The organism is Micromonospora sp. DT227, from assembly GCF_049841835.1.
Lineage (GTDB): Bacteria > Actinomycetota > Actinomycetes > Mycobacteriales > Micromonosporaceae > Micromonospora.
On the sequence record NZ_JBNCLA010000005.1, the window covers coordinates 219,631 to 241,381 of the forward strand.

Here is a 21,751-nt window from a genome sequence, read left to right on the forward strand (position 1 = left end):
AGGGGCCCTTCCTTGCACGTCTAGCTGTCGCCGCCGGTCTCGCCGACCGGGGCGGCGTTCACGTCGTCCAGCGCGTACTTGCGGGCGGCGTCGGCCGGCACGTGCGCCGGAACCGCGCCGCGCAGCGCGAGCTGCCGCAGCGTGGCGACCGCGACCGACTCGGCGTCCACGTGGAAGTGGCGACGCAACGCGTGCCGGGTGTCCGACATGCCGAAGCCGTCGGTGCCGAGCGAGGTGTAGTCGCCCGGTACCCAGCGCGCGATCAGGTCCGGTACCGCGCGCATCCAGTCGCTGACCGCGACCTTCGGGCCCTCGGCGTCGGCCAGCTTGCGCTGGATGTACGGCACCCGCTGCTCCTCACCCGGGTTGAGCAGGTTGTGCTCCTCGCACTCGACCGCGTCGCGGCGCAGCTCGGTCCAGGACGTCACCGACCACACGTCGGCGGCCACGCCCCAGTCCTCGGCGAGCAGTTGCTGGGCCTTGAGCGCCCACTGCATGCCGGTGCCGGAGGCGAGGACGTTCGCCTTCGGCGCGTCCGGGCCCACCTTCGCCGCCGGCGAGTAGCGGTAGATGCCCTTGACGATGCCCTCGGTGTCCACGCCCTCCGGCTCGGCCGGCTGGAAGATCGGCTCGTTGTAGACGGTGAGGTAGTAGAAGACGTTCTCCTGCGCCTCGCCGTACATCCGGTGCAGGCCGTTCTCCAGGATGTGCGCCAGCTCGAACGCGAACGCCGCGTCGTACGCGACCACCGCCGGGTTGGTGGCGGCGAGCAGCAGCGAGTGCCCGTCCTCGTGCTGGAGACCCTCGCCGTTGAGCGTGGTCCGGCCGGCGGTCGCGCCGAGCACGAAGCCCCGGGCCATCTGGTCGGCCGCCGCCCAGAACCCGTCGCCGGTGCGCTGGAAGCCGAACATCGAGTAGAAGATGTACATCGGGATCATCGGCTCGCCGTGCGTGGCGTACGACGTGCCGGCGGCGGTGAACGAGGCGACCGAACCGGCCTCGTTGATCCCCTCGTGCAGGATCTGCCCGGTCGTCGACTCCTTGTACGACAGGAACAGCTCCCGGTCGACCGAGGTGTAGCGCTGGCCGTGCGGCGAGTAGATCTTCTGGGTCGGGAAGAGCGAGTCCATGCCGAACGTGCGGGCCTCGTCCGGGATGATCGGCACCCAGCGCTTGCCGAACTCCTTGTCCTTCATCACGTCCTTGAGCAGGCGGACGAAGGCCATCGTGGTGGCCACCTTCTGCTTGCCCGACCCGCGCTTGACGTCGGCGAACCGCTCGCTGCCCGGGATCGCCAGCGTCCTGCGCTCGGTGGTACGCGACGGGAGGAAGCCGCCGAGTTGGCGACGCCGCTCCCGCAGGTACTCCATCTCGTCCGACTTCTCGTCCGGCGTGTAGTACGGCGGGAGGTAGGGGTTCTCCTCCAGCTGCTTGTCCGGAATGTCGAGGTAGAGCCGGTCGCGGAACAGCTTCAGGTCGTCGAGCGTCAGCTTCTTCATCTGGTGCGTGGCGTTGCGGCCCTCGAAGTGCGAGCCCAGCGTCCAGCCCTTGATGGTCTTGGCGAGGATCACCGTCGGCTGACCGGTGTGCTCCATCGCCGCCTTGTAGGCCGCGTAGAGCTTGCGGTAGTCGTGGCCACCCCGCTTGAGGTTCCAGATCTCGTCGTCGCTCAGGTGCTCGACCATCTTGCGGGTCCGCGCGTCGCGGCCGAAGAAGTGCTCCCGGACGTACGCCCCGGACTCCGCCTTGTAGGTCTGGTAGTCACCGTCGGGCGTGGTGTTCATCAGGTTGACCAGCGCGCCGTCGGTGTCCGCCGCGAGCAGCGGGTCCCACTCCCGGCCCCAGACCACCTTGATCACGTTCCAGCCGGCGCCCCGGAAGAACGCCTCCAGCTCCTGCATGACCTTGCCGTTGCCGCGGACCGGACCGTCCAGGCGCTGGAGGTTGCAGTTGATCACGAAGGTGAGGTTGTCCAACTCCTCGCGCGCGGCCACGCCGATCGCGCCGAGCGACTCGACCTCGTCCATCTCGCCGTCGCCCAGGAACGCCCAGACGTGCTGCTGGGAGGTGTCCTTGATGCCCCGGTGCTGGAGGTAGCGGTTGAACCGCGCCTGGTAGATGGCGTTCAGCGGGCCGAGACCCATGGAGACGGTGGGGAACTCCCAGAAGTCCGGCATCAACCGCGGGTGCGGGTACGAGGGCAGTGAGCCGGCGCGGTGCGACAACTCCTGCCGGAAGCCGTCGAGCTGGTCGGCGCTCAGCCGGCCCTCCAGGAACGCCCGCGCGTACATGCCGGGGGAGGCGTGACCCTGGTAGTAGATCTGGTCGCCGCCGCCCGGGTGCTCCTTGCCGCGGAAGAAGTGGTTGAAGCCCACCTCGTAGAGCGACGCCGAGCTGGCGAACGTGGAGATGTGACCGCCCACGCCGATCTCCGGGCGCTGGGCCCGGTGCACCAGCATGGCGGCGTTCCACCTGATGTACGCCCGCAGCCGTCGCTCGATGTGCTCGTCACCGGGGAACCACGGTTCCCGCTCCGGTGGGATGGTGTTGATGTAGTCGGTGGTGGTCAGCGACGGCACCCCGACCTGGCGCTCGCGGGCCCGCTCCAGCAGGCGCAGCATGACGTACCGGGCGCGCTTGGTTCCGCGCTCGTCGATGACACCGTCGAGTGACTCGACCCATTCGCTGGTCTCTTCAGGGTCGATGTCCGGAAGCTGGCTCGGCAGACCAGCGGTGATCACCGGGCGCTTGCGTTCCGTAGCCACAGGCGTTCCCTCGGTTCTGTGTGGGATAGGTCTCTAGCGCCATCCTGCCCCCTCGTGGCGCTCGTCGTCACCTCCGGCTCCCCCAGACGCGATGCTGAACACAGGTACCCGCCGGTAACTTTGTGCGATCACGGACGTGCCGGCCGGCCGGGCGGAGAGCTGACGCGCTGCGGCAGAATGCGCCGTATGCGTAGTGAGGTGATCAGCGTCCGGACCGGGTCCCGGCCGACCGTCCGGGACATCACGGCCGAGGCCGAACGGTTCGTCGCCGGGTCCGGCGACGGGCTGCTGCACGTCTTCGTGCCGCACGCCACCGCCGGGTTGGCGATCATCGAGACCGGCGCCGGGTCGGACGACGATCTGCTCCGCGCGCTCGACGACCTGCTGCCCACCGACGACCGGTGGCGGCACCGGCACGGCTCGCCCGGACACGGCCGCGATCACGTGCTGCCGGCGTTCGTGCCGCCGTACGCGACGGTGCCGGTGCTCGGCGGGCGGCTCCAGCTCGGCACCTGGCAGTCGATCTGCCTGGTCGACCCGAACGGCGACAACCCGGACCGCCGGATCCGCTTCTCCTTCCTCCCCGCCTGACCCCACCCCAAGCGGGCCCCAGATTCACGGAAAGAGTGGCTATTCCGCGTCGGATAGCCACTCTTTCCGTGAATCAGCGCCCAGGAGGGGCGGGGGGAGGGGGGAGGGGACGGGGGAGGGGGGAGGTTAGGGGCGGGTGGTTTCCGTCTCTATGGTCTGGCGGCCCTGGTCCGTCTCGGGGGCGGTGGTTCGTGCGGGGGTGGGCGGGCGGTCGTACGTCTGGTTCAGGCCGGGCACCCGGTCCTCGATCACGAACGTGGCGCGGGTGTACGCCGGCGCGTCCGGCCGGCTCATGTACGGCAGCACGTCGAAGTTCGCGGTCAGCTCCGTCGGTGTGATGGTGGTGCGCACGTAGCCGCGCAGGTTGTTCTGGAAGCGCAGGTGCGGGTTGAACGCCAGCCACGGGTGCGACCCGGTGGGCGAGTCCGCGCCGTCCCCGGTCGAGGTGATCGAGGAGCAGACCAGCTCACTGCCGACCGTGCGCGACGTCGGGTCGGCGTAGTCCAGCTTCAGGTCGCTGGCCCAGTGCGCGTGCACGTCGCCGGTGAGCACGACCGGGTTGCGCACCCCGGCGGCCACCCAGCCCCGGGTGATCCGGTCCCGCGAGGCGACGTACCCGTCCCAGGCGTCCATGCTGGTGACCGTGAGCGGCCCGGCGTTGTTGTCGCGTTGGGCGAAGAAGACCTGCTGGCCGAGGAGGTCCCAGCGGGCCGCCGAGCGGCGGAAGCCGTCCAGCAGCCACGCCTCCTGCGCGGCGCCGGTGATCGACCGGGCCGGGTCGGACGCGTCCGCGCAGTCCCGGTAGCCGTCACCGCACGCCTGGTCGTCCCGGTACTGCCGGGTGTCGAGCAGGTGGAACGTGGCCAGCCGGCCCCAGCGCACCCGCCGGTAGAGCTGCATGTCGATGCCGCGCGGGATCGAGGTGCGGCGCAGCGGCATGTTCTCGTAGTACGCCTGGAACGCCGCCGCCCGCCGGGCGAGGAAGTCCGGGTCCGGGGCCTCGGGCACCTCGTCGGCCCAGTTGTTCTCCACCTCGTGGTCGTCGAAGACCACCACCCAGGGCGCGACCGCGTGCGCCGCCTGGAGGTCGGTGTCGGTCTTGTACTGGGCGTGCCGCTGCCGGTAGTTGGCGAGCGTCCGGGTCTCCGGGCCCTCGTGGTCGCGCGGGTTGCCGCCCGGCACCGTGTACGTGTCCTTGGCGTACTCGTACTGGTAGTCGCCGAGATGCAGGATCAGCTCCGGCTCGGTCTCGGCCAGCCGCCGGTAGGCGGTGAAGTAGCCGTGCTCGTACTGCGAGCAGGAGAAGAAGCCCATGGCCAGCGCGGAGGGCAGCAGCCAGGGCGGCGGCGCGGTGCGGGTGCGGCCGACCGGCGAGAGCCAGCGCTCGGCCCGGAACCGGTAGAAGTACTCCCGGCCGGGGGGGCAGACCGTCCAGTTCGACGTGCACGCTGTGCGCCGACTCCGGCCGGGCCAGCCGTACCCCTCGGCGCACCACGTGCCTGAACCGTTCGTCGGCGGCCACCTCCCAGGACACCGGCACCGCCCGGGACGGCATGCCGCCCAGGCCGTCCTCGACAGCGGTCGGCGGATGAAAGGTGGTGACGTCAGCCGAGCAGTCGGCGCAATAGTGGAGGAAGTCAATTGTTGATCTGTCACGTATGATTGTCGGCATGGCGCACCGCCCGGTCCCCCGCACGCCGTCCCCGGCCGACGACCGGTTCGGGCTGGCCGGGGACACCGTGCGCCGGATCCAGCACGTCGCCGCCGCGCTGCGGCACCACCAGGATGAGGAGATCGCCGCGCTGGGTCTGACCCCGGCGGCGGCCCGGGCGCTGCACGAGCTGGACCCGGACCACCCGTCGCCGGCCCGCGACCTGGCCGTGCGACTCGGCTGCGACCGCTCCAACGTGACCGGGCTGGCCGACAAGCTGGAGCAGGCCGGGCTGGTCGAGCGCCGGGCCGACCCGACCGACCGGCGGCAGCGGGCGCTCGTCGTCACCGCGCGGGGCCGGCAGGTCCGGGAGCGGGTACGCCAGGTGATGTCGGACTCACGGCTGCTCGACGGGTTGAGCACGGCGGAGCTGGCCACGCTGCGTGACCTGGTCTGGAAGGTGTCCGACGGCGGCTGCCCGGAGGAGCGCGGCGAGGTCTGAGCCGCGCCGGGCGTAACGTGTCCGACTGGGCGAGGCGGCCCTGATTCGGTAATGCTGTCCGACGTGACCTCCCCGCACGATCTCGACGACCGGCTCCGAGCCGACCTGGCCGCGCTCGACGCGCCGGACCACCGGCGTGACCTGCGCGAACCGCTGCCCGACGGTGGGTCGCTCACCGGGGCGCAGGCGCTGGCCCTGTTCGACGCGCAGCTCACCAGCCGGCTGGTGGACCTGGCCGGGCGCTGGCTGCGCGGCTTCGGTGAGGGGTACTACACGATCGGTTCGGCCGGCCACGAGGGCAACGCGGCGGTGGCCGCCGCGCTGCGGCCGACCGACCCGGCGCTGCTGCACTACCGGTCCGGCGCGTTCTACTGCCTGCGCGCCGCCCAGGCGGCCGGCGAGTTCCCACCCGACGCGCCACCCGTGCCCGCCGGCCGGGAGCAGGATTCCGATCCGCGGGACTCGGACGGATCCTGGCCCGACAGCGCATGGGCGACCGCACCGAGCGAAGCGGAAGCGAGGGCCGGGAGCGCATGCCCGGCCGGCAGCGACCCCACCGGGGCCGTCTCCCACCAGGATCCCGCTCCGGGTGACCCCGCCAGCGGCGCGGCCGGGCCGGCGGACTCCGGCGACGTCGACGCGGTGCTGCTGCCGGACGGGGCCGGGGTGACCGTGGACGCGGTCGGCGACGCGACGGTCGGCGTACCCGGTCTGCCGTCGCCGTCGCTCGACGACGCGTTCGCGGGCGCGGCGCGGGACATGCTGCGCGGCATGGTCGCCTCCGCCGAGGAGCCGATCGCCGGCGGCCGGCACAAGGTCTTCGGCCGGGCCGACCTCGCGGTCGTGCCGACCACCTCGACCATCGCCTCGCACCTGCCCCGCGCGGTCGGCCTGGGGCTGGCCCTGGAACGGCTCCGGCGGGGCGGACGGCGCGTCGACGGCGACCCGGAGGTGGCGTCCTGGCCGCTGGACGCCGTGGTGGTCTGCTCCTTCGGGGACGCCTCGGTCAACCACGCCACGGCCACCGCCGCGTTCAACACCGCCGGCTGGTACGACCACACCGGCCTGCGGATCCCGGTGCTGTTCGTCTGCGAGGACAACGGGCTGGGCATCAGCGTGCGCTCGCCCGAGGGCTGGGTGGCCGCCATGCTGCGCTCCCGGCCCGGCATCCGCTACTTCGACGCCGACGGCACGGACGTGGTGGCGAGCCACCGGGCGGCGGCGGAGGCGACCGCCTGGGTGCGCCGGCACCGCCGGCCCGCCGTGCTGCACCTGCGCACGGTCCGGCTGATGGGGCACGCCGGCGCGGACGCGGAGACCGCGTACCGGAGCCCGGCGGAGATCGCCGCGGACGTGGCACGGGACCCGTTGCTGGTCACCGCGCGACGGCTGGTGGCGGGCGGCTACGCGAGCGGCGAGGAACTGCTCGCCCGGTACGACGAGCGGGGCTGGCAGCTCCGGCGGATCGCCGAGGAGGTGCTGGACGAGCCGAAACTGGCCACCCCGGTCGAGGTGGTGGCGGAGCTGGCGCCGCGCCGGCCGCTGCGGGTGTCCCGGGCGGTCGCCGACGCGGCGGCACACGCGGCCGGTCCGGGCGCCGGGGCGCGGGCGGAGGCGTTCGGCGGGAAGCCGCCGGAGCTGACCGGGCCGCTGACGCTGGCGCAGAGCATCAACGCGGCGCTGGCCGACGGCATGCTCGACCACCCGCAGATGGCCGTGTTCGGCGAGGACGTGGCCGCCAAGGGCGGGGTGTACGGGGTGACCAAGGGACTGCGGGACCGGTTCGGGGTGGCCCGGGTGTTCGACACGCTGCTCGACGAGACATCGATCCTCGGGCTCGGGCTCGGCGCCGGCCTGGCCGGCATGCTGCCGGTGCCGGAGATCCAGTACCTGGCGTACCTGCACAACGCCGAGGACCAGCTCCGCGGCGAGGCGGCCAGCATGCGGTTCTTCTCCCGGGGTGCGTTCCGGAACCCGATGGTGGTGCGGGTGGCCGGCCTGGCGTACCAGGAGGGCTTCGGTGGTCACTTCCACAACGACAACTCGGTGGCGGTGCTGCGGGACGTGCCGGGGCTGGTGATCGCCGTACCGGCCCGGCCGGACGACGCCGCGCCGATGCTGCGTACCTGCCTGGCGGCGGCCCGGGTGGACGGCGCCGTCTGCGTCTTCCTGGAGCCGATCGCGCTCTACCACACCCGCGACCTCCACGCGGACGGCGACGGCGAGTGGCTGGCCGAGTACGCCGAGCCGGGCGCCTGGGCGGACCGGCACGTGCCGATCGGCCGCGCCCGGGTGTACGGCATCGGCTCCGCCGACGATCTCACCATCATCACCTTCGGTAACGGGGTGCGGATGTCACTGCGGGCCGCGGCCACGCTGGCCGAGGAGGGCGTCGGCACCCGGGTGGTGGACCTGCGCTGGCTCGCCCCGCTGCCGGTGGCCGACATCATCCGGGAGGCGTCGGCGACCGGCCGAGTGCTGGTGGTGGACGAGACGCGGCGCTCCGGCGGGGTGGGCGAGGGAGTGTTGGCGACGCTTGTCGACACCGGTTACGTGGGCGCGGCGCGACGGGTGGCCGCTCTTGACTCGTTTGTACCATTAGGTCCGGCTGCTCATCAGGTTCTGGTGTCCGAGGAAGCCATTACCGAGGGTGCCCGTACGCTGCTGGCACGGTAAATTCCGTTCCACCCGGTGCGCCACTTGCGCAGCGAGCCGCAACTGTGTGGACTGGGCGCGGCGGTGTCGCACGACGCCGCCGGCAGGGATGAGATGAGGAGGCACGCGACAGTGAGCGCGACCGCTGGTCAGGCCGCCGACGGGGTACGCAGCCTGGCGGACCGGTTCGGGATCGAGCCGGGCATGGTCGTCATGGAGATGGGCTACGACGAAGACGTCGACTCCGATCTCCGGGACGCCCTGACCGACCGCTGTGGAGAACTGGTCGACGAGGACACCGACGAGGTGGTCGACGCGGTTCTGGTCTGGCACCGGGACGGCGACGGTGACCTCTTCGAGCTCCTCGTCGACGCCCTCGGCCCGCTGGCGGACAACGGCGTGGTGTGGCTCCTGACCCCCAAGGCCGGCCGGGACGGCCACGTCGAGCCGAGCGAGGTCGCGGAGAGCGCCCAGACCGCCGGCCTCCAGCAGACCTCCACCATCAACGCGGGCCGCGACTGGAGCGGCGCCCGCCTCGTGCTCCGGCGCGGGTCCAAGAGCAAGAAGTAGGAGCACACATGCCCATCGAGGTTGGCGCCGAGGCGCCGGATTTCCTGCTCAAGGACCAGAACAACCAGGAGATTCGACTCTCCGACCTGCGCGGTCGCAAGACCGTGCTGCTGGTCTTCTACCCGCTCGCCTTCACCGGCATCTGCCAGGGTGAGTTGTGCGAGGTGCGGGACAACCTCAACGAGTACGTCAACGACGACGTCCAGGTGCTGACCGTCAGCGTCGACTCGGTCTACGCCCACAAGATCTGGGCCGACCGGGAGGGCTACCAGTTCCCGCTGCTGGCCGACTTCTGGCCGCACGGCGCGGTGGCCCAGGCGTACGGCGTCTTCAACGAGGTCGCCGGCATCGCCAACCGGGGCACCTTCGTCATCGACAAGGCCGGCGTGGTCCGCTTCGCCGAGATGAACATGCCCGGCGAGGCGCGCGACCAGCAGGGTTGGCGCAAGGCGCTGGCCGAGGCCGTCGCCGCCTGAGCCACCCCGAGCACGTCGTTCGACCGGGCCGGAGGCGGCAGGTAAGCTTGCCGCTCCGGCCCGCCGTACGGGCGTTCCGGGCGCGTAGCTCAGTGGGAGAGCACTCGCCTTACAAGCGAGGGGTCGCAGGTTCGAAACCTGCCGCGCCCACCACTTTCCGGACCAGCCCCACCACGCCGCCGTGCACGAGGGGTAGGTCGCCCAGTTCGCCTGTCGCAACCCAGGCGATGTCGTCGTGCTCGTCGGGCGCACAGTTGGTCGGAGCGCCGACCCAGGCCCCGACGTGCCAGACGGCCACGTGAACGGCGTCCTCGCCGCTGCCGAGGTGCAGGTCGCCCACGCGTGACGAGGACTCCGCCACGATGTGGACACCGATCTCCTCGTGGATCTCCCGCGCGAGGGCCTGTCGCTCCGACTCACCCGCCTCGACATGCCCGCCGGGGAGATCCCAGAGATCCGGGTAGGCCCGGCGGGTCGGACTGCGGTGCACCAGCAGGACCGCGCCGTTCTCCACGAGCGCCCCGATGACGACGACATGCATGATTGGGATTGGAACACGGGAGCGGGGAAAGGCATTACCTGAGCACGACATGACTCCTCGTCATATTTATGACTCAGGGGTATGACGCCGACAAGCAGATGCTCCTTGCCGGACATGACGCGGAGTAACCGCATGCCACCCTCGTCAGGGGAGTGGGTTGGTGATGCGGACGCCGTGGGAGCGCAGCAACGCCTCCACCCGCTCGCGGGTCGCCAGGTCCGGCTGGCGTAGCCGCCAGACGCGCCCGACCACGACCGCGCTGTTCGGCCCGGGCACGTCCCACGGGCCGCCCTCGGGATAGACGGCGAGCGCGAGCCGGCCGAAACCGGGACGGGTCACCCCCGCCTCCCGGATCTCCGACCAGCGGTAACTACGGGTGACGCGGCCCCGGTGCCGGACCAGCAGCCCGGTGTCGTCGGCGAGCAACGCGCCGTCGCGTTGGATCCACGCCGCGACGACGGTGGCGACGAGAAGCGCGGCCGGCCCGTAGGGGAAGGAGGACAGCAGCAGGCCGACGACGACTGCGGCGGCGAGCACACCGGCTGGGGCGAGCACCGCCGGCCACCACCGCGACGCGAACAACACAGTCGGTTCCGAGCCGGGTCCCCGTTCCTCAGCCATCTCTCGTTGCTGCCCGGATCGGCGGCGGTCGAACCGCGTGTCGTAGGCGTCGGTCACAATCGCGGCATGACCGAACGACTGGCACCCGTCCTGCGGGTTCGTGACGCCGACGCCGCCGTGGCCTGGTACGCCCGCCTCGGGTTCGCCCGGCAGTGGGAGCACCGGTTCGCGCCCGACCTGCCACGCTACGTCAGCATCGCCCGACCCGGCATGGAGATCCACCTGTCCGAGCACGCCGGCGACGCCCGGCCCGGGACGTTGGTCTACCTCTACGTCGACGACGTGGACGCGCTGGCGGCGGCGTGCGGCGGGGTCGAGGTCGGCAGCCAGGACTGGGGGCGGGACTTCGTGGTCACCGACCCGGACGGCAACCGGATCCGGGTCGGCACCGTGCCGGCGTGAGTCCTCCTACTGGCGGCGTCGGGCTTCCGCCTCGGCGTCGAGCAGATCGTTCAGCGCCAGCGCCGAGTTGATCAGGGAGAGGTGGCTGAACGCCTGCGGGTAGTTGCCGATCTGCTCGCCGGTCGCGGCGATCTCCTCGGCGTACAGGCCGAGGTGGTTGCTGAACGTGAACATCTTCTCGAACGTGAGCCTCGCGTCGTCCAGCCGGCCGGTGCGGGCCAGCGCCTCGACGTACCAGAACGTGCACATGTTGAACGTGCCCTCGTGGCCGGGGAGGCCGTCGGGGGAGTGCTCCGGGTCGTACCGGTGGACCAGGCTGTCGGAGACCAGGTCCCGTTCGATGGAGGCCAGCGTGGACTTCCAGAGCGGGTCACTCGGCGTGATGAAGCCGACCGCCGGCATCGCCAGCAGCGCGGCGTCCAGCACGTTCTCGTCGTACGCCTGCACGAAGCTGCCGCGTTCCCGGTGGTAACCGCGCGCCATGACCTGGTTGTAGATCCGGTTGCGCTGCTCGGTCCAGCAGGACATGTCCCCGGGACGGCCGGTGCGGGTGGCCAGCCGGATGGCCCGGTCCAGCGCCACCCAGGACATCACCCGCCCGAACGTGTAGTTGCGGGGGTGGTGGCGGCTCTCCCAGATGCCGGCGTCGCGCTGGTCCCAGTTGTGGCAGAGCCAGTCGACGAGCCGGACGGTGCTCTTCCACACCTGGTGCGACACCCGGATGCCCTGCTCGTCGGCGAGGTGCATGGCGTAGAGCGCCTCGCCGTGGATGTCGAGCTGGAGCTGGTCGGCGGCGCCGTTGCCGATCCGCACCGGCCGGGAACCGCGATAGCCCTCCAGGTGGTCGAGGACCTCCTCGTGCAGGTCGGAGGAGCCGTCCACCCGATACATGATCTTCAGCGGATCCTGGTGGTCGCCGGCCTCGCGGATCCGCTCGTCCAGCCAGTCCATGTAGCGGCTGACCTCCTCGGTGAACCCGAGGCCGAGCAGCGCGTGCACGGAGAACGACGTGTCGCGTACCCAGGTGTAGCGGTAGTCCCAGTTGCGGGTGCCGCCGACCAGCTCGGGCAGCGCGGCGGTGGGCGCGGCGATCATCGCGCCGGTCGGCGCGTACGTCATGAGCTTCAGCGTGATGGCGGACCGTTCGACCATCTCCCGCCAGCGGCCGGTGTAGCGGGACCGCTCGACCCAGCGCCGCCAGTAGTCGCGGGTCCACTCGAACATGCCCTGGACCTCTTCCGGCGGGATGACCCGGGGCTCGGCTCCCTCCGTCTCCAGGACCACCCCGCCGGTGTCGCCCTCGTTGAGCGTGCCGTGGGCGATCAGGTCACCGTCCTCCAGTCGGACGTCACCGCCCTGGGCGAGGAGCTGCCGCACCGGGTCGACCGGGTTGAACGTGAGCGTCGCCGACCGGCTGCGGAACACGTACCCGTTCTGGTGCCGCTCCAGGGTGTGCGGCTGGCGCGCGTAGTCGAACCGGGGGCGGCACTCCACCCGGAAGCGCATGCTGCCCCGGACCATGTTGACCATGCGGACCAGGCGGTGCGTGTCGGTCGCCCGCTCACCGGTGACCGGCATGAAGTCCATCACCTCGGCGACGCCGTCCGCGCTGATGAACCGCGTGATCAGGATCGGTGTGCCGGGTAGGTAGAGCTGCTTGGTGACGTACCGGACGTCGTGCGGGGCGATCCGGAAGTAGCCGCCCTTCTCCCGGTCCAGCAGCGCGGCGAAGATGCTCGGCGAGTCGAAGCGCGGCGCGCAGAACCAGTCGATCGTCCCGTCGCAGGTCACCAGCGCGGCGGTCTGCAGGTCGCCGATGAGCCCGTGATCCTCGATCGCCGGATAGCTCTCCACGTCGCCCCCCGGTGTCGACTGCCTCCTGCGCATTCCAACCTAGGGGAAGAATTGTCAGGTTAGGGCCGTTTCGCGGTCCGCCGCCCGCCGACGCGCCTCGACCGCCGCGCGCGTCTCCGCGGCCACCAGATCCGCGTTGATCATCGCGGCTGTCCGGGCACCGACCGCCGCCGCGGCTCCGACCTGCGCGGACAGGTCGGTCACGTTCCCCGCCACCCACACCCCGGGAACCTCGGTACGCCCCGCCGGGTCGGCCGGCACGTACTCGCCCGAACCGCTCTCGTGCGGCGCCACGCGCAGCCCCAGCGTCGCCAGGAACCCGGCCCGCGCCACCATCCGCGGCGCGACGGTCAGCACCTCCCGGCTGACCGTGCGGCCGTCGCGCAGGCGTACCCCGGTCAACCGGTCCCCGACCACCTCGACGGCCGCGACCTCGCCCTCGACCACCGGCACGCCGCGCGCGGCGAGCTGCTCCGCCTGCTCGTCGGTGAGCGGCGGCGCGGTGTGGCGGAGATAGACCACGTCGTCGCTCCACTGCCGGAACAGCAGCACCTGGTGCACCGACAGCGGACCGCTGCCGATCACCCCGATCGGCCGGTCGCGTACCTCCCACCCGTGGCAGTACGGGCAGTGCACCAGGTCCCGGCCCCAGCGCTCGCGCAACCCGGTCACCGCCGGCAGCTCGTCGACCAGGCCGGTGGCCACCAGCACCTGGCCGGCCCGCACCCGACGGCCGTCGGCCAGCGCCACGTCGAATCCCTCGCCGTCGCGGCTCACCGCCTCGACCTCGCCGGTGAGCAGGTGACCGCCGTAGCGGCGGACCTCGTCGCGCCCGCGTGCCAGCAGCTCGGCCGGCGGCACGCCGTCGAGACCCAGCAGCGCGTGCACCCCGTCGGCCGGCGCGTTGCGCGGGCTGCCCCCGTCGACCACCAGCACCGACCGGCGCGCCCGGGCCAACATCAGCGCGCCGCTCAGACCGGCCGCTCCGCCGCCGATCACCAACACCTCGTAGCCGTCCTGTCGTACCTCGGTCATCGTGACCACCTCCGCGCCCAGCGTGCGACGACCCCGGGCGCGGAAGCAAACCTTGTTGCCACCGTGGCAAACTGGCGGGATGGATGACGACCTCGACCAGGCGCTCGACGCGGTCGGCCCCCGCCTGCGCGCGCTGCGCCGCGAGCGGGAGACCACGCTCGCCGACCTCTCCGCCACGACCGGCATCTCGGTGAGCACGCTGTCCCGGCTGGAGTCCGGCGGCCGGCGGCCCACGCTGGAGCTGCTGCTTCCACTGGCCAAGGCGTACGGCGTCGCCCTGGACGAACTGGTCGGCGCGCCACCCACCGGCGACCCGCGGATCCACCTGCGGCCGGTCGCCGCGCACGGGATGACCATGCTGCCGCTCACCCGGCGGCCCGGCGGCATCCAGGCGTACAAGCTGATCATCCCGGCCGGCGGCCGGGCCGAGCCCGACCCCAAGACCCACGAGGGGTACGAGTGGGTCTACGTGCTCAACGGGCGGCTGCGCCTGGTGCTCGGCGAGCACGACCTGGTGCTCGTCCCCGGCGAGGCGGCCGAGTTCGACACCCGCGTCCCGCACTGGTTCGGCCGCGCCGACGCCGACGGCGTGGAGTTCCTCAGCCTCTTCGGCAGCCAGGGCGAGCGGGCCCACCTGCGGGCCCGCCCGCGCGCTCGGGAGTGAGCCCGGCCTGATCATCACCGCGTGCGGCACCCGTCGAGCCGTCGGCGGCGCGACGATCGGACGGTGAGCTATGCGGACGTGCGCGGGCTGCGGATCTGGTACGAGGTGCAGGGCGCCGGCAGGCCGCTGGTACTGCTGCACGGCGGATACGGGTCGACCGGGACGTTCGCCCCGGTCCGGTCCGCCCTGGCGGCGCGTCGGCGGCTGATCGCGGTCGACCTGCGGGGCCACGGCCGCACCGCCGGCGTGGACCGGCCACTGCGGTACGAGTCGATGGCCGACGACGTGGCCGAGCTGCTGCGGCACCTCGACCTGCCCGAGGTCGACCTGCTCGGCTACTCGCTCGGCGGCGGCGTGGCCCTGCGTACCGCGATCCAGCATCCCGCGTTGGTCCGCCGCCTGGTCCTGGTCTCCACGCCGTTCCGGCGCGGCGGCTGGCACCCGCGGGTGCTGGCCGCGATGTCCACGCACGACGAACGCGCCGCCGAGCGGATGCGGGGCACCCCGCCGTACGAGCGGTACGCGGAGGTCGCGCCCCGGCCGCAGGACTGGCCGACGCTCTGGGCGCGCAGCGGTGAGCTGCTGCGCCGCGACTACGACTGGTCGGCCGAGGTGGCCGCGCTGCCGATGCCGGTGCTGCTGGTCTTCGCGGACGCCGACGCGATCCCGATGAGCCACGTGACCGAGTTCTTCGGCCTGCTCGGCGGCGGCCACCGGGACCCGGGCGACGACGGATCGGGCCGTCCCGCGTCCCGGCTGGCCGTGCTGCCCGGCCTGACCCACGACGAGGTGGTGGCGTCGCCCGCGCTGCCGGCGGCGGTGCTGCCGTTCCTCACCCACACCGTACGCGCCCCCGGCTGAGCGACCGGCTCTGCCAGGGCCGGGCCTCGGGCGGCAGGCGCCCGCGAGGTTCCCGGGATCACCTGCGGGCGAGTCGGCGCAGCAGCAGACCGGCCACCAGGAGGGCCAGGGCCAGGCCGCCGGCGAGCGTGACCGGGAAACCGGTCACCGGTAGATGGTGACCGCCGCCGCCGGTCCTCGTCGGCCAGGGCGCCGGCCCGTACGTCGGGCTGCTGGACGGCGTGACCGTCGGGCTGCCCGTCGGCGTCGGCGTCACGGTGGGCGTGGGTGTCGGCGTGACGGTCGGCGTGGGTGTCGGCGTCGGCGTGATGGTCGGGCTGGGCGTCGGTGTCGGGCTCGGGGGCTGCGGCGGTGACACGACGGTGTCGACACAGGACCGGTTGTTGTCCGGGTCGGGCTCTCGGGTGCCGGTGTAGACGGTGGCGCAGTTGGTGATCACCGTGTCGATCGGGACGCCGGCGTTGACCGCCACGGTGACCGTGAACGTCTCGGTCTGGCCGGGGGAGAGCGTGCCGAGCGGGCACGTGATGGTCAGGCCGCCGCCCGGACATTCGGCGGGGCGGTCGACGATCGTGGTCAGGTTGCCGTCGGTGGGGTCCTGGACGGTGACGTCCACCGCGTCCGACGGGCCGAGGTTCGTGACCGCGAAACTCCAGGTGATCGTCCCGTCCGGGTGGACCGTGGCCGGCCCGTCCTTGGTGATTGTCACGTCGGCGAGCGTCTGGGCCTGCGTGATCAGCTGAGTGGACCCGCCGGTGCCTGTCGAACTGGTGGCCTCCGCGCGGTTCACCACGTTGTAGCCGTCCGACAGGCTCGGGTCCACGGTGAACGGGACCTCGACGGTGGTCGACCCGCCCGGTGGGAGCGTCCCGGCGCCGCAGGTGACGATCTGTCCGGACGCGGAGCAGCCGGGCGGCAGCGCGCCGACGGTCACCCCCGGGTCCAGCGTGTCGCTGAGCGTCACGTCCGCCGCCGGCTCGTCGCCGGTGTTGGTGATCACCACGGTGTACGTCCCGGTGCCGCCCACGGTCAGCGGGTTGGGCGTGACGGTCTTGCTGACCGTGAGCGCCGCCGCGAGTGCGCCGACCGGGCCGTCCGGAGTGGTCGCCGTGTCGCTCGCGACAGGTGCCGCCGCGTTCACCGCCACGGGTGCCGCCGCCGGTGCCGGTCGGGTCGGCGGTCGGGCCACCGCGCCGGCGTCCTGGGTGGCCGCCACCACCAGAAGAAGTGCCGCCGCTCCGGCGCCGATCCCGTGCACCCGTCTCATCTGCCAAACCCTTCAAAGCGGACAAAATATGTTGACTCACCCTAGCGGTCGATGTTCTCCGAGGAGCGGGAACGGCGGTGGACGACTCGGTGGGCGGCCACGCCACCCGCCGCCGGTGCCGGTACGTCCGCGTCGGACCGCTCCGCAACAGGGCCTCGGCGAGGCGGTGGCCCCCGGTCGGAGCGAACGCCGACCGGCCGATGGTTGAGGTCTATCCTCGGAGGACAGGCCGTGTGTCAGCTGACGGGGTGGTCGATGCTGAAGGATCTGGCTGCGGATCGGCATGCGCAGGTGGACACCCGTCGCCGTAACCTGGGTGCGCTGCTCCGCCGGGTCCACCTGGGGGGCGCGGTCTCCCGCGTCGAGCTGGCCGACTGGCTGGGCGTCAACCGCAGCACGGTGATGGCGCTCACGGCGGATCTCGCGGCGGCCGGCCTGGTCCGGGAGGTGCCCGCCACGACGAGCGGACGGGCGGGCCGCCCGTCCTTCGTGGTCCGCCCGGAATCGGAAGCCGTTCACGTCCTCGCCTTCGACATCGCGGTGGACCGGCTCGTGGCCGCCCGCGTCGACCTGGGCGGGACGGTCTCGGCCCGGCTCGAGGCGACCCGGCCCCGGGCCGGGGCCGACCTCGACGCGGTGGTGTCCGTGCTCGCCGACTTCGGGCGGGCGCTGCACCACGACGCGTCGCCGACATCGGTCTGCGTGGGCATCGGCGCGTCCTACTGCGGGATGATCCGGCCCGGGGACGGGATGGTGCGGTTCGGGCCGGACCTGGGTTGGGTGGACCAGGCGTTCGGCGCGGAACTGGCCCGGCGGTTGGATCTCGGCCTGCCGGTGCTGGTCGGTAACGAGGCCCACCTGGGCGCGATGGCCGAGCACCAACGCGGTGCCGGCGTCGGCGAGCAGAACCTGATCTACCTGCACGGTGACGTCGGCGTGGGTGGCGGGATCATCGTCGGCGGGGACCTGCTCGACGGCGACGGCGGGTACGGCTCCGAGGTCGGGCACATGCTGGTCAACCCGTACCAGGGGCGGCCCTGTGGCTGCGGCTCGCGCGGGTGCCTGGAGGCCGAGGTGGGTGAGCGGGCGCTGCTCGACGAGGCCGGCCGCCCGGCCGACCACCGGGGGCGCGAGGCGGTGCGGGCCGTGGTCGCCGCCGCCGAGCAGGGGGATGCCGCCGCGCGCGAGGCGCTGCGGCGCATCGGTGACTGGCTGGGCATCGGCGTGGCGAACCTGATCAATCTGTTCAACCCCGGCGTGGTGATCTTCGGCGGGACGCTGCGCGAGGTGTTCCCGGGCATCGCGGCCCAGCAGGTCCGCAACCGGATCGCCGCCAACGTGCTCCCCGTCTCGCGCGACAAGGCCGAGCTGCGCGTCTCCGCGCTGGGCTATGACGCCACCCTGATCGGCGCCGCCGAACTCGCCTTCACCCCGTTACTGACCAACCCCCTGGCCCTCCGCCCCTAACCCACCCCACCCTCCTCGTTGATCTTGCAGAAGTGGCCCGGGCAGAAGTGGCGTATCGGGCCTTCGAGGGGCCGCAACTGCAAGATCAACGAGGAGGGTGGGGAGGGAAGGACGGGAGGGGGAGGTCAGGGGTTCAGTCGGTGGGTCAGCCAGGGGAGCAGGGCGTCGGCCTGGAGTCGCTGGAACGCCCGCACGGTCGGGATGCCGGGCGGCGGCGGTTGACGGGCGCCGTCGAGGAAGAAGCCGGTGAGACCGGCCAGCACCCCGGTCAGATCGGCCGGGTCGACGTGCGCGGTGAGCGGCCGGGAGGCCAGCAGGGCGTCCGGGTCGTGGCCGCCGTACACCTGCACGTTGATGACGGTGAGCAAGGTGTCCAGCCAGGCCGGCCCGCGACAGGCCCAGGGCCAGTCGACCACGGTGACCCGGCCGTCCGGGCCGAGCAGCAGGTTGTCGGCGCGGATGTCGAGGTGGCAGAGCGTGTCGCCGGCCAGCGCGGCGAGGCCGCGGTCGGCGGCGGCGCACAGCTCGGGCAGGTGGTCGCGGGCCCACGGGTCGAGATCGGCGGGCGGATCGTCGGCGAGGCGTCGCCAGCCGGCGAAGTCGTGCACGAGCGCATCGGTCGCGGTGGTGGTCGCGACCCCGGGGGCCGGGGTGAGCGTCGCGGCCATCGTCTCCAGCGTGGACAGCACGGCGGCCAGTTCGCCGGCGTCCCACGGGGTGACCGGGTGCCGGCCCTCGACGTCGGCGTAGACCAGCGCGATCCACTCACCGTCGTCGTGGCTGCCGAGCAGCCGGGGCGTCGGCGCGGTCGGCGGCAGGGCGGCGGCGATCCGGGCCTCCGCGCGGTGCATGGCCGGCGTGTGCTGGTTCTGCGCGGGGCTGACCGCCTTGACGAAGGCCCGCCCGCCGCGCGTGGTGCGGACCCGGTCGGCGGTGCCGGGGGAGAAGCCGCCCGGCTGCGACTTCGCCGACACCACCCGGTCGTCGAGGATGGCCTCGGCCGCGGTACGGACGTGGGCGGGCAGGTCGCGCCAGGTGATGCGGGTCTTCGTCGGGCTGCTCACCGTCCCACCGTGCGCGATGTCTTCCCCTTGGGCAATCGAGTTAGCCGGGCCCCCGCTTGACGCCGCGGTGTTAAGCGGGGCCCCCGCCTATGCAGAAAGCGTTAACAGGGGCCCTTCCTTCACCGCGCGTAGCGCAGCACCACGACGCCGCTGTCGAACGGGCGGGTGGCGGTGAGCGTGAACCGCCTCGGGTCGAAGCCGCGGTCGACCAGCGGGATGCCGCTGCCGGCCACCACCGGGTTGAGCTTGACCACCAGCTCGTCGATCTCGTCGAGGAGTTGGCCGGCGAGGTTGCCGCCGCCGCAGAGCCAGATGTCGCCGCCGGGGCGCGTCTTCAGCTCGCGGACGAACGCCCCCGGCTCGCCGGTCACCACCGAGACGTCCGGGTGGTCGGCCGGGTCCAGGGAACGGCTGAAGACGTACTGCTCCAGGTGGGCGTAGGGGCTGGTGACGCCGACCGTCAGGGCCGGCTCGTAGGTGGCGCGACCCATCAGCACGGCGTCGAAGCGGCCGGTGGGTGGCGACGGGACGCCGAGCTGGGCGTGGGCGAACGTGGGCAGCGTCTGCGGCCAGTCGGACACCAGGTAGGGGGCCACGTCCGGCTCCAGCGGGAGGAAGTCGAACGACCCGTCGGGGGCGGCGATGAAGCCGTCGAGCGTGCTGGCGACGAAGTAGACGAGCGTGCGCAAACCAACTCCGATGTCCGGGGTAACCACGACGGCCGTCGTGGTTCGGCGACGAATGTACAACACCTGTTGTGGTTGTTGCTAGGGTGTCCGGCGTGGCCAGGAACCCGGAACGCCGTACCCTGCTCGCCGACGCCGGCCTGCGGATCCTCGCCGCCGCCGGCGCGCGGGGGCTGACCCACCGGGCGGTCGACGCCGAGGCGGGCGTGCCCACCGGCACGACCTCCAACTACTTCCCGTCCCGGTCGGCGCTGCTCGCCGGCCTGGCCGAGCGGATCTTCGACCGGATAGCGCCCGACCCGGCGGTGGTGGCCGACCTGGGCCGCCGGGAGCCGTCACTCGCGCTGTTCACCGACTACCTGCGCGACATCGTCGCCCGCACCACCCGCGAGCCCGACCTCACCCGGGCGCTGTGGGAGCTGCGGCTGGAGGCCGGCCGCCGTCCCGAACTGCGGGCCGCGCTCGGCGACGTGCTCCGCCGGGGGTACGCCGACGACGTCGCCTTCCACGTCGCCGCCGGCCTGCCCGGCGGGGCGTACGAGATCGCGCTGCTGCACTACGCGGTCGACGGGCTCCTGCTCGACCTGCTCACCACCTCGATCGACGCCGGGTTCGACCCCGATCAGGTGGTCTCCACCCTGGTCTCCCGTCTGGTCGGCGCCGCCGGCGACCGTGCCTAACCGACCGTGGCGGGCCGGGAGAGCCGGCGGAAGAAGTCGTCGTCCCGACGGAGCAGCGCGCCCAGAGCCCGCAGGCACATGTAGAGCGGCATGGACGCCGCGACCGCCACATCCTCGGGTAGGCAGTCGAGCGAGTCCGGCTCACGGCGGAGCAGCTCCAGGTCCAGCGGACAGTCGTGGGTCAGGCCCTGCACGTACGGCGTCTCCACCAGCTGTACTTCGGTACCGACCAGATCGTCGGAGGAGACGGCGAGTTCGGTCAGGCCGACGTACTCCGGCTTGCCGCCCCGGTTGAGCCACCGGAAGTAGCCCAGCACGCGGGTGTTGCCCAGTTGGTGCGGGGCGAGATGGCTCTCCTCCATCAGCTCCCGGCGCATGGCCGAGCGGATGAAATCGGTGAAGCGCGCGCCCGGTGGCCGATCGTGTATGTCGATCAGGTCAACCGAGCCCGAACCGGCCGGCGCAGCCAGCCCGCCTGTCGCCGCCTCGGCCTCCGGCTGCTGCCACCCCAGGACCAGCCGTCGATCGGTCGTCAACGCCAGCGTGGACACCCCGATCACGTTCGCCAGCCGACTCTGCGACAACGGCAGCAGCCGGCCGTCCTCCGCGAACGGCAGCCGGCTGCCGTCCAGGTGCGTCGCACCGGTCGCCCGGTCCAGCACCCGCCAACCGAACAGGTAGTTGCTGCAGAGAAGCGTGTAGTAGTCGGTGCGACTGAGCCGCACCTCCCCGTGCCGGAGCAGGCTCGGCGTCAGGTCGTCGTCCTGGCGAACGAGCCGTCCGTTGAACGTCCGCCGTCGGTGTACGCGGGCGGTGAGGATCGGCCCGGCGTGGGCGGCCAGCCGTCGGGGCAACTCGTGCCGCTTGTTCGACCAGCCGTAGGTCGCCCCGGCCTGCGGCAGCGCCTCGTCGACGTCGGGTCGACACCACGCCACCTCGCGGTGGTCCGTGGGAAGCCGCACCAGACGTTCCGGTGCGGTCAGGGGAGGTGTCGGCACGCCTCGGCGACGCACCAGCCGGACACGGCCCCGACGCAACGCCCACCATTCCGGTGCCAGCAGGATCACCGAGAGCAGGACTCCGGCCACGCCGGACAGCAGGGCCGGGAGCGATCCGATCGGAGTCGAGGCCAGGCCCAGCACACCCAGCAGAAAGCCCGCGACGGCGGCATACCAGGTCCAGCGGTGGCGGGCGAGTGCCAGGCGGAGCTGCCACCACCCACGAACACCCACCAACAGCAACCAGAGGCGCCCATGCCGTATCCCGCCGGCCGACATCCCCGTCATGTCACCCCGCCCTCGATCTTCGCCAGGCCGCACACGGTAGCGGAGAACTTCTCGACCGGCTGTCTGGTTCGGTCACCTCGCCCGTAGGTATGTGTCCCAGAGCCGGGGGAAAG

General features: G+C 72.3%; 20 protein-coding genes, 1 tRNA gene and 1 pseudogene. 11 read left to right on the forward strand and 11 right to left on the reverse strand.

Translation table 11 applies throughout. The features are described from left to right. Positions 1-20: 20 nt before the first annotated feature. Positions 21-2,765, reverse strand: coding sequence for a pyruvate dehydrogenase (acetyl-transferring), homodimeric type (gene aceE, locus ACLQ2W_RS19160; protein WP_425787604.1), 2,745 nt, complete (start codon positions 2,763-2,765; stop codon positions 21-23). Positions 2,766-2,951: 186 nt separating this feature from the next. On the opposite strand from aceE, the gene ACLQ2W_RS19165 reads away from it, so the two are divergent. Beyond that, positions 2,952-3,356, forward strand: coding sequence for a YjbQ family protein (locus ACLQ2W_RS19165; RefSeq protein WP_425787605.1), 405 nt, complete (start codon positions 2,952-2,954; stop codon positions 3,354-3,356). Between the two features lie 126 nt (positions 3,357-3,482). Here the strand turns inward: ACLQ2W_RS19165 and ACLQ2W_RS19170 are convergent, their stop codons facing one another. Both ACLQ2W_RS19170 and ACLQ2W_RS19175 read right to left on the reverse strand, forming a co-directional pair. After that, entirely contained in the window at positions 3,483-4,670 is a 1,188-nt protein-coding gene (locus tag ACLQ2W_RS19170) for an alkaline phosphatase D family protein (RefSeq protein ID WP_425787606.1), read from the reverse strand. A gap of 160 nt (positions 4,671-4,830) precedes the next feature. Beyond that, positions 4,831-5,028: pseudogene (locus ACLQ2W_RS19175) on the reverse strand (hypothetical protein); the annotation flags it as partial. On the opposite strand from ACLQ2W_RS19175, the gene ACLQ2W_RS19180 reads away from it, so the two are divergent. From ACLQ2W_RS19180 to ACLQ2W_RS19200, 5 genes are all read left to right on the forward strand, one after another. Beyond that, a complete protein-coding gene (locus tag ACLQ2W_RS19180; protein ID WP_425787607.1) occupies positions 5,027-5,509 on the forward strand; it encodes a MarR family winged helix-turn-helix transcriptional regulator in 483 nt (160 codons plus the stop codon). The pseudogene ACLQ2W_RS19175 and the gene ACLQ2W_RS19180 sit on opposite strands and share 2 nt — an antisense overlap. A 51-nt stretch (positions 5,510-5,560) precedes the next feature. Beyond that, entirely contained in the window at positions 5,561-8,185 is a 2,625-nt protein-coding gene (locus ACLQ2W_RS19185) for a thiamine pyrophosphate-dependent enzyme (protein WP_425787608.1), read from the forward strand. A gap of 111 nt (positions 8,186-8,296) precedes the next feature. Then, the gene (locus tag ACLQ2W_RS19190) at positions 8,297-8,734 is read left to right on the forward strand and encodes a DUF3052 domain-containing protein (RefSeq protein WP_425787609.1); all 438 of its coding nucleotides are present in this window, start codon (positions 8,297-8,299) and stop codon (positions 8,732-8,734) included. An 8-nt stretch (positions 8,735-8,742) separates the two neighbouring features. Further along, on the forward strand, positions 8,743-9,210 hold the full coding sequence (locus ACLQ2W_RS19195; protein WP_425787610.1) for a peroxiredoxin: 468 nt from the start codon (positions 8,743-8,745) through the stop codon (positions 9,208-9,210). 78 nt (positions 9,211-9,288) lie between these two features. Next, positions 9,289-9,363 (forward strand) — tRNA-Val (locus ACLQ2W_RS19200). On the opposite strand, the gene ACLQ2W_RS19205 is transcribed toward ACLQ2W_RS19200, so the two are convergent. Next, a complete protein-coding gene (locus tag ACLQ2W_RS19205) occupies positions 9,320-9,802 on the reverse strand; it encodes an NUDIX domain-containing protein (protein WP_425787875.1) in 483 nt (160 codons plus the stop codon). The two genes, ACLQ2W_RS19200 and ACLQ2W_RS19205, sit on opposite strands and share 44 nt — an antisense overlap. Before the next feature lie 93 nt (positions 9,803-9,895). Next, positions 9,896-10,306, reverse strand: a complete 411-nt coding sequence (locus ACLQ2W_RS19210) for a hypothetical protein (protein WP_405090691.1) — start codon at positions 10,304-10,306, stop codon at positions 9,896-9,898. A 132-nt stretch (positions 10,307-10,438) separates the two neighbouring features. On the opposite strand from ACLQ2W_RS19210, the gene ACLQ2W_RS19215 reads away from it, so the two are divergent. Beyond that, positions 10,439-10,774 carry a glyoxalase superfamily protein gene (locus ACLQ2W_RS19215; RefSeq protein ID WP_425787611.1) on the forward strand — a complete coding sequence of 112 codons (336 nt, stop codon included), beginning with the start codon at positions 10,439-10,441 and terminating at the stop codon, positions 10,772-10,774. Positions 10,775-10,780: 6 nt separating this feature from the next. Here the strand turns inward: ACLQ2W_RS19215 and ACLQ2W_RS19220 are convergent, their stop codons facing one another. Further along, positions 10,781-12,628 carry a glycoside hydrolase family 15 protein gene (locus tag ACLQ2W_RS19220; RefSeq protein ID WP_425787612.1) on the reverse strand — a complete coding sequence of 616 codons (1,848 nt, stop codon included), beginning with the start codon at positions 12,626-12,628 and terminating at the stop codon, positions 10,781-10,783. Positions 12,629-12,682: 54 nt separating this feature from the next. Continuing rightward, positions 12,683-13,663 (reverse strand): NAD(P)/FAD-dependent oxidoreductase, encoded by a 981-nt coding sequence (locus ACLQ2W_RS19225; protein ID WP_425787613.1) that lies wholly within the window; start codon positions 13,661-13,663, stop codon positions 12,683-12,685. A gap of 79 nt (positions 13,664-13,742) precedes the next feature. Between ACLQ2W_RS19225 and ACLQ2W_RS19230 the strand changes: the two genes are divergently transcribed. Together ACLQ2W_RS19230 and ACLQ2W_RS19235 are read left to right on the forward strand one after the other, a co-directional pair. Beyond that, entirely contained in the window at positions 13,743-14,327 is a 585-nt protein-coding gene (locus ACLQ2W_RS19230; protein ID WP_405090687.1) for a helix-turn-helix domain-containing protein, read from the forward strand. Between the two features lie 63 nt (positions 14,328-14,390). Continuing rightward, entirely contained in the window at positions 14,391-15,188 is a 798-nt protein-coding gene (locus ACLQ2W_RS19235) for an alpha/beta fold hydrolase (RefSeq protein WP_425787614.1), read from the forward strand. A gap of 58 nt (positions 15,189-15,246) precedes the next feature. Here the strand turns inward: ACLQ2W_RS19235 and ACLQ2W_RS19240 are convergent, their stop codons facing one another. Continuing rightward, positions 15,247-16,455: a DUF7507 domain-containing protein gene (locus ACLQ2W_RS19240; protein WP_425787615.1), complete on the reverse strand. Its 1,209-nt coding sequence runs from the start codon at positions 16,453-16,455 to the stop codon at positions 15,247-15,249. A 255-nt stretch (positions 16,456-16,710) separates the two neighbouring features. Here ACLQ2W_RS19240 and ACLQ2W_RS19245 point away from each other — a divergent pair, with 255 nt between their 5' ends. Further along, the gene (locus ACLQ2W_RS19245) at positions 16,711-17,922 is read left to right on the forward strand and encodes an ROK family transcriptional regulator (protein ID WP_425787616.1); all 1,212 of its coding nucleotides are present in this window, start codon (positions 16,711-16,713) and stop codon (positions 17,920-17,922) included. Between the two features lie 125 nt (positions 17,923-18,047). On the opposite strand, the gene ACLQ2W_RS19250 is transcribed toward ACLQ2W_RS19245, so the two are convergent. Further along, positions 18,048-18,986 (reverse strand): aminoglycoside phosphotransferase family protein, encoded by a 939-nt coding sequence (locus ACLQ2W_RS19250; protein WP_425787617.1) that lies wholly within the window; start codon positions 18,984-18,986, stop codon positions 18,048-18,050. A 119-nt stretch (positions 18,987-19,105) separates the two neighbouring features. Beyond that, entirely contained in the window at positions 19,106-19,702 is a 597-nt protein-coding gene (locus ACLQ2W_RS19255) for a dihydrofolate reductase family protein (RefSeq protein ID WP_425787618.1), read from the reverse strand. Between the two features lie 65 nt (positions 19,703-19,767). Between ACLQ2W_RS19255 and ACLQ2W_RS19260 the strand changes: the two genes are divergently transcribed. Further along, the gene (locus ACLQ2W_RS19260) at positions 19,768-20,352 is read left to right on the forward strand and encodes a TetR/AcrR family transcriptional regulator (protein WP_425787619.1); all 585 of its coding nucleotides are present in this window, start codon (positions 19,768-19,770) and stop codon (positions 20,350-20,352) included. Here the strand turns inward: ACLQ2W_RS19260 and ACLQ2W_RS19265 are convergent. Beyond that, positions 20,349-21,584 (reverse strand): hypothetical protein, encoded by a 1,236-nt coding sequence (locus tag ACLQ2W_RS19265; RefSeq protein WP_425787620.1) that lies wholly within the window; start codon positions 21,582-21,584, stop codon positions 20,349-20,351. The two genes, ACLQ2W_RS19260 and ACLQ2W_RS19265, sit on opposite strands and share 4 nt — an antisense overlap. Positions 21,585-21,751 lie beyond the last annotated feature (167 nt).

Coding starts and splice junctions, on each gene's coding strand:
- ACLQ2W_RS19165 (WP_425787605.1), top strand. CDS start 2,952: ATGCGTAGTGAGGTGATCAGCGTCCGGACCGGGTCCCGGCCGACCGTC.
- ACLQ2W_RS19170 (WP_425787606.1), bottom strand. CDS start 4,670: ATGGGCTTCTTCTCCTGCTCGCAGTACGAGCACGGCTACTTCACCGCC.
- ACLQ2W_RS19180 (WP_425787607.1), top strand. CDS start 5,027: ATGGCGCACCGCCCGGTCCCCCGCACGCCGTCCCCGGCCGACGACCGG.
- ACLQ2W_RS19185 (WP_425787608.1), top strand. CDS start 5,561: ATGCTGTCCGACGTGACCTCCCCGCACGATCTCGACGACCGGCTCCGA.
- ACLQ2W_RS19195 (WP_425787610.1), top strand. CDS start 8,743: ATGCCCATCGAGGTTGGCGCCGAGGCGCCGGATTTCCTGCTCAAGGAC.
- ACLQ2W_RS19205 (WP_425787875.1), bottom strand. CDS start 9,802: ATGTCGTGCTCAGGTAATGCCTTTCCCCGCTCCCGTGTTCCAATCCCA.
- ACLQ2W_RS19215 (WP_425787611.1), top strand. CDS start 10,439: ATGACCGAACGACTGGCACCCGTCCTGCGGGTTCGTGACGCCGACGCC.
- ACLQ2W_RS19225 (WP_425787613.1), bottom strand. CDS start 13,663: ATGACCGAGGTACGACAGGACGGCTACGAGGTGTTGGTGATCGGCGGC.
- ACLQ2W_RS19230 (WP_405090687.1), top strand. CDS start 13,743: ATGGATGACGACCTCGACCAGGCGCTCGACGCGGTCGGCCCCCGCCTG.
- ACLQ2W_RS19240 (WP_425787615.1), bottom strand. CDS start 16,455: ATGAGACGGGTGCACGGGATCGGCGCCGGAGCGGCGGCACTTCTTCTG.
- ACLQ2W_RS19245 (WP_425787616.1), top strand. CDS start 16,711: ATGCTGAAGGATCTGGCTGCGGATCGGCATGCGCAGGTGGACACCCGT.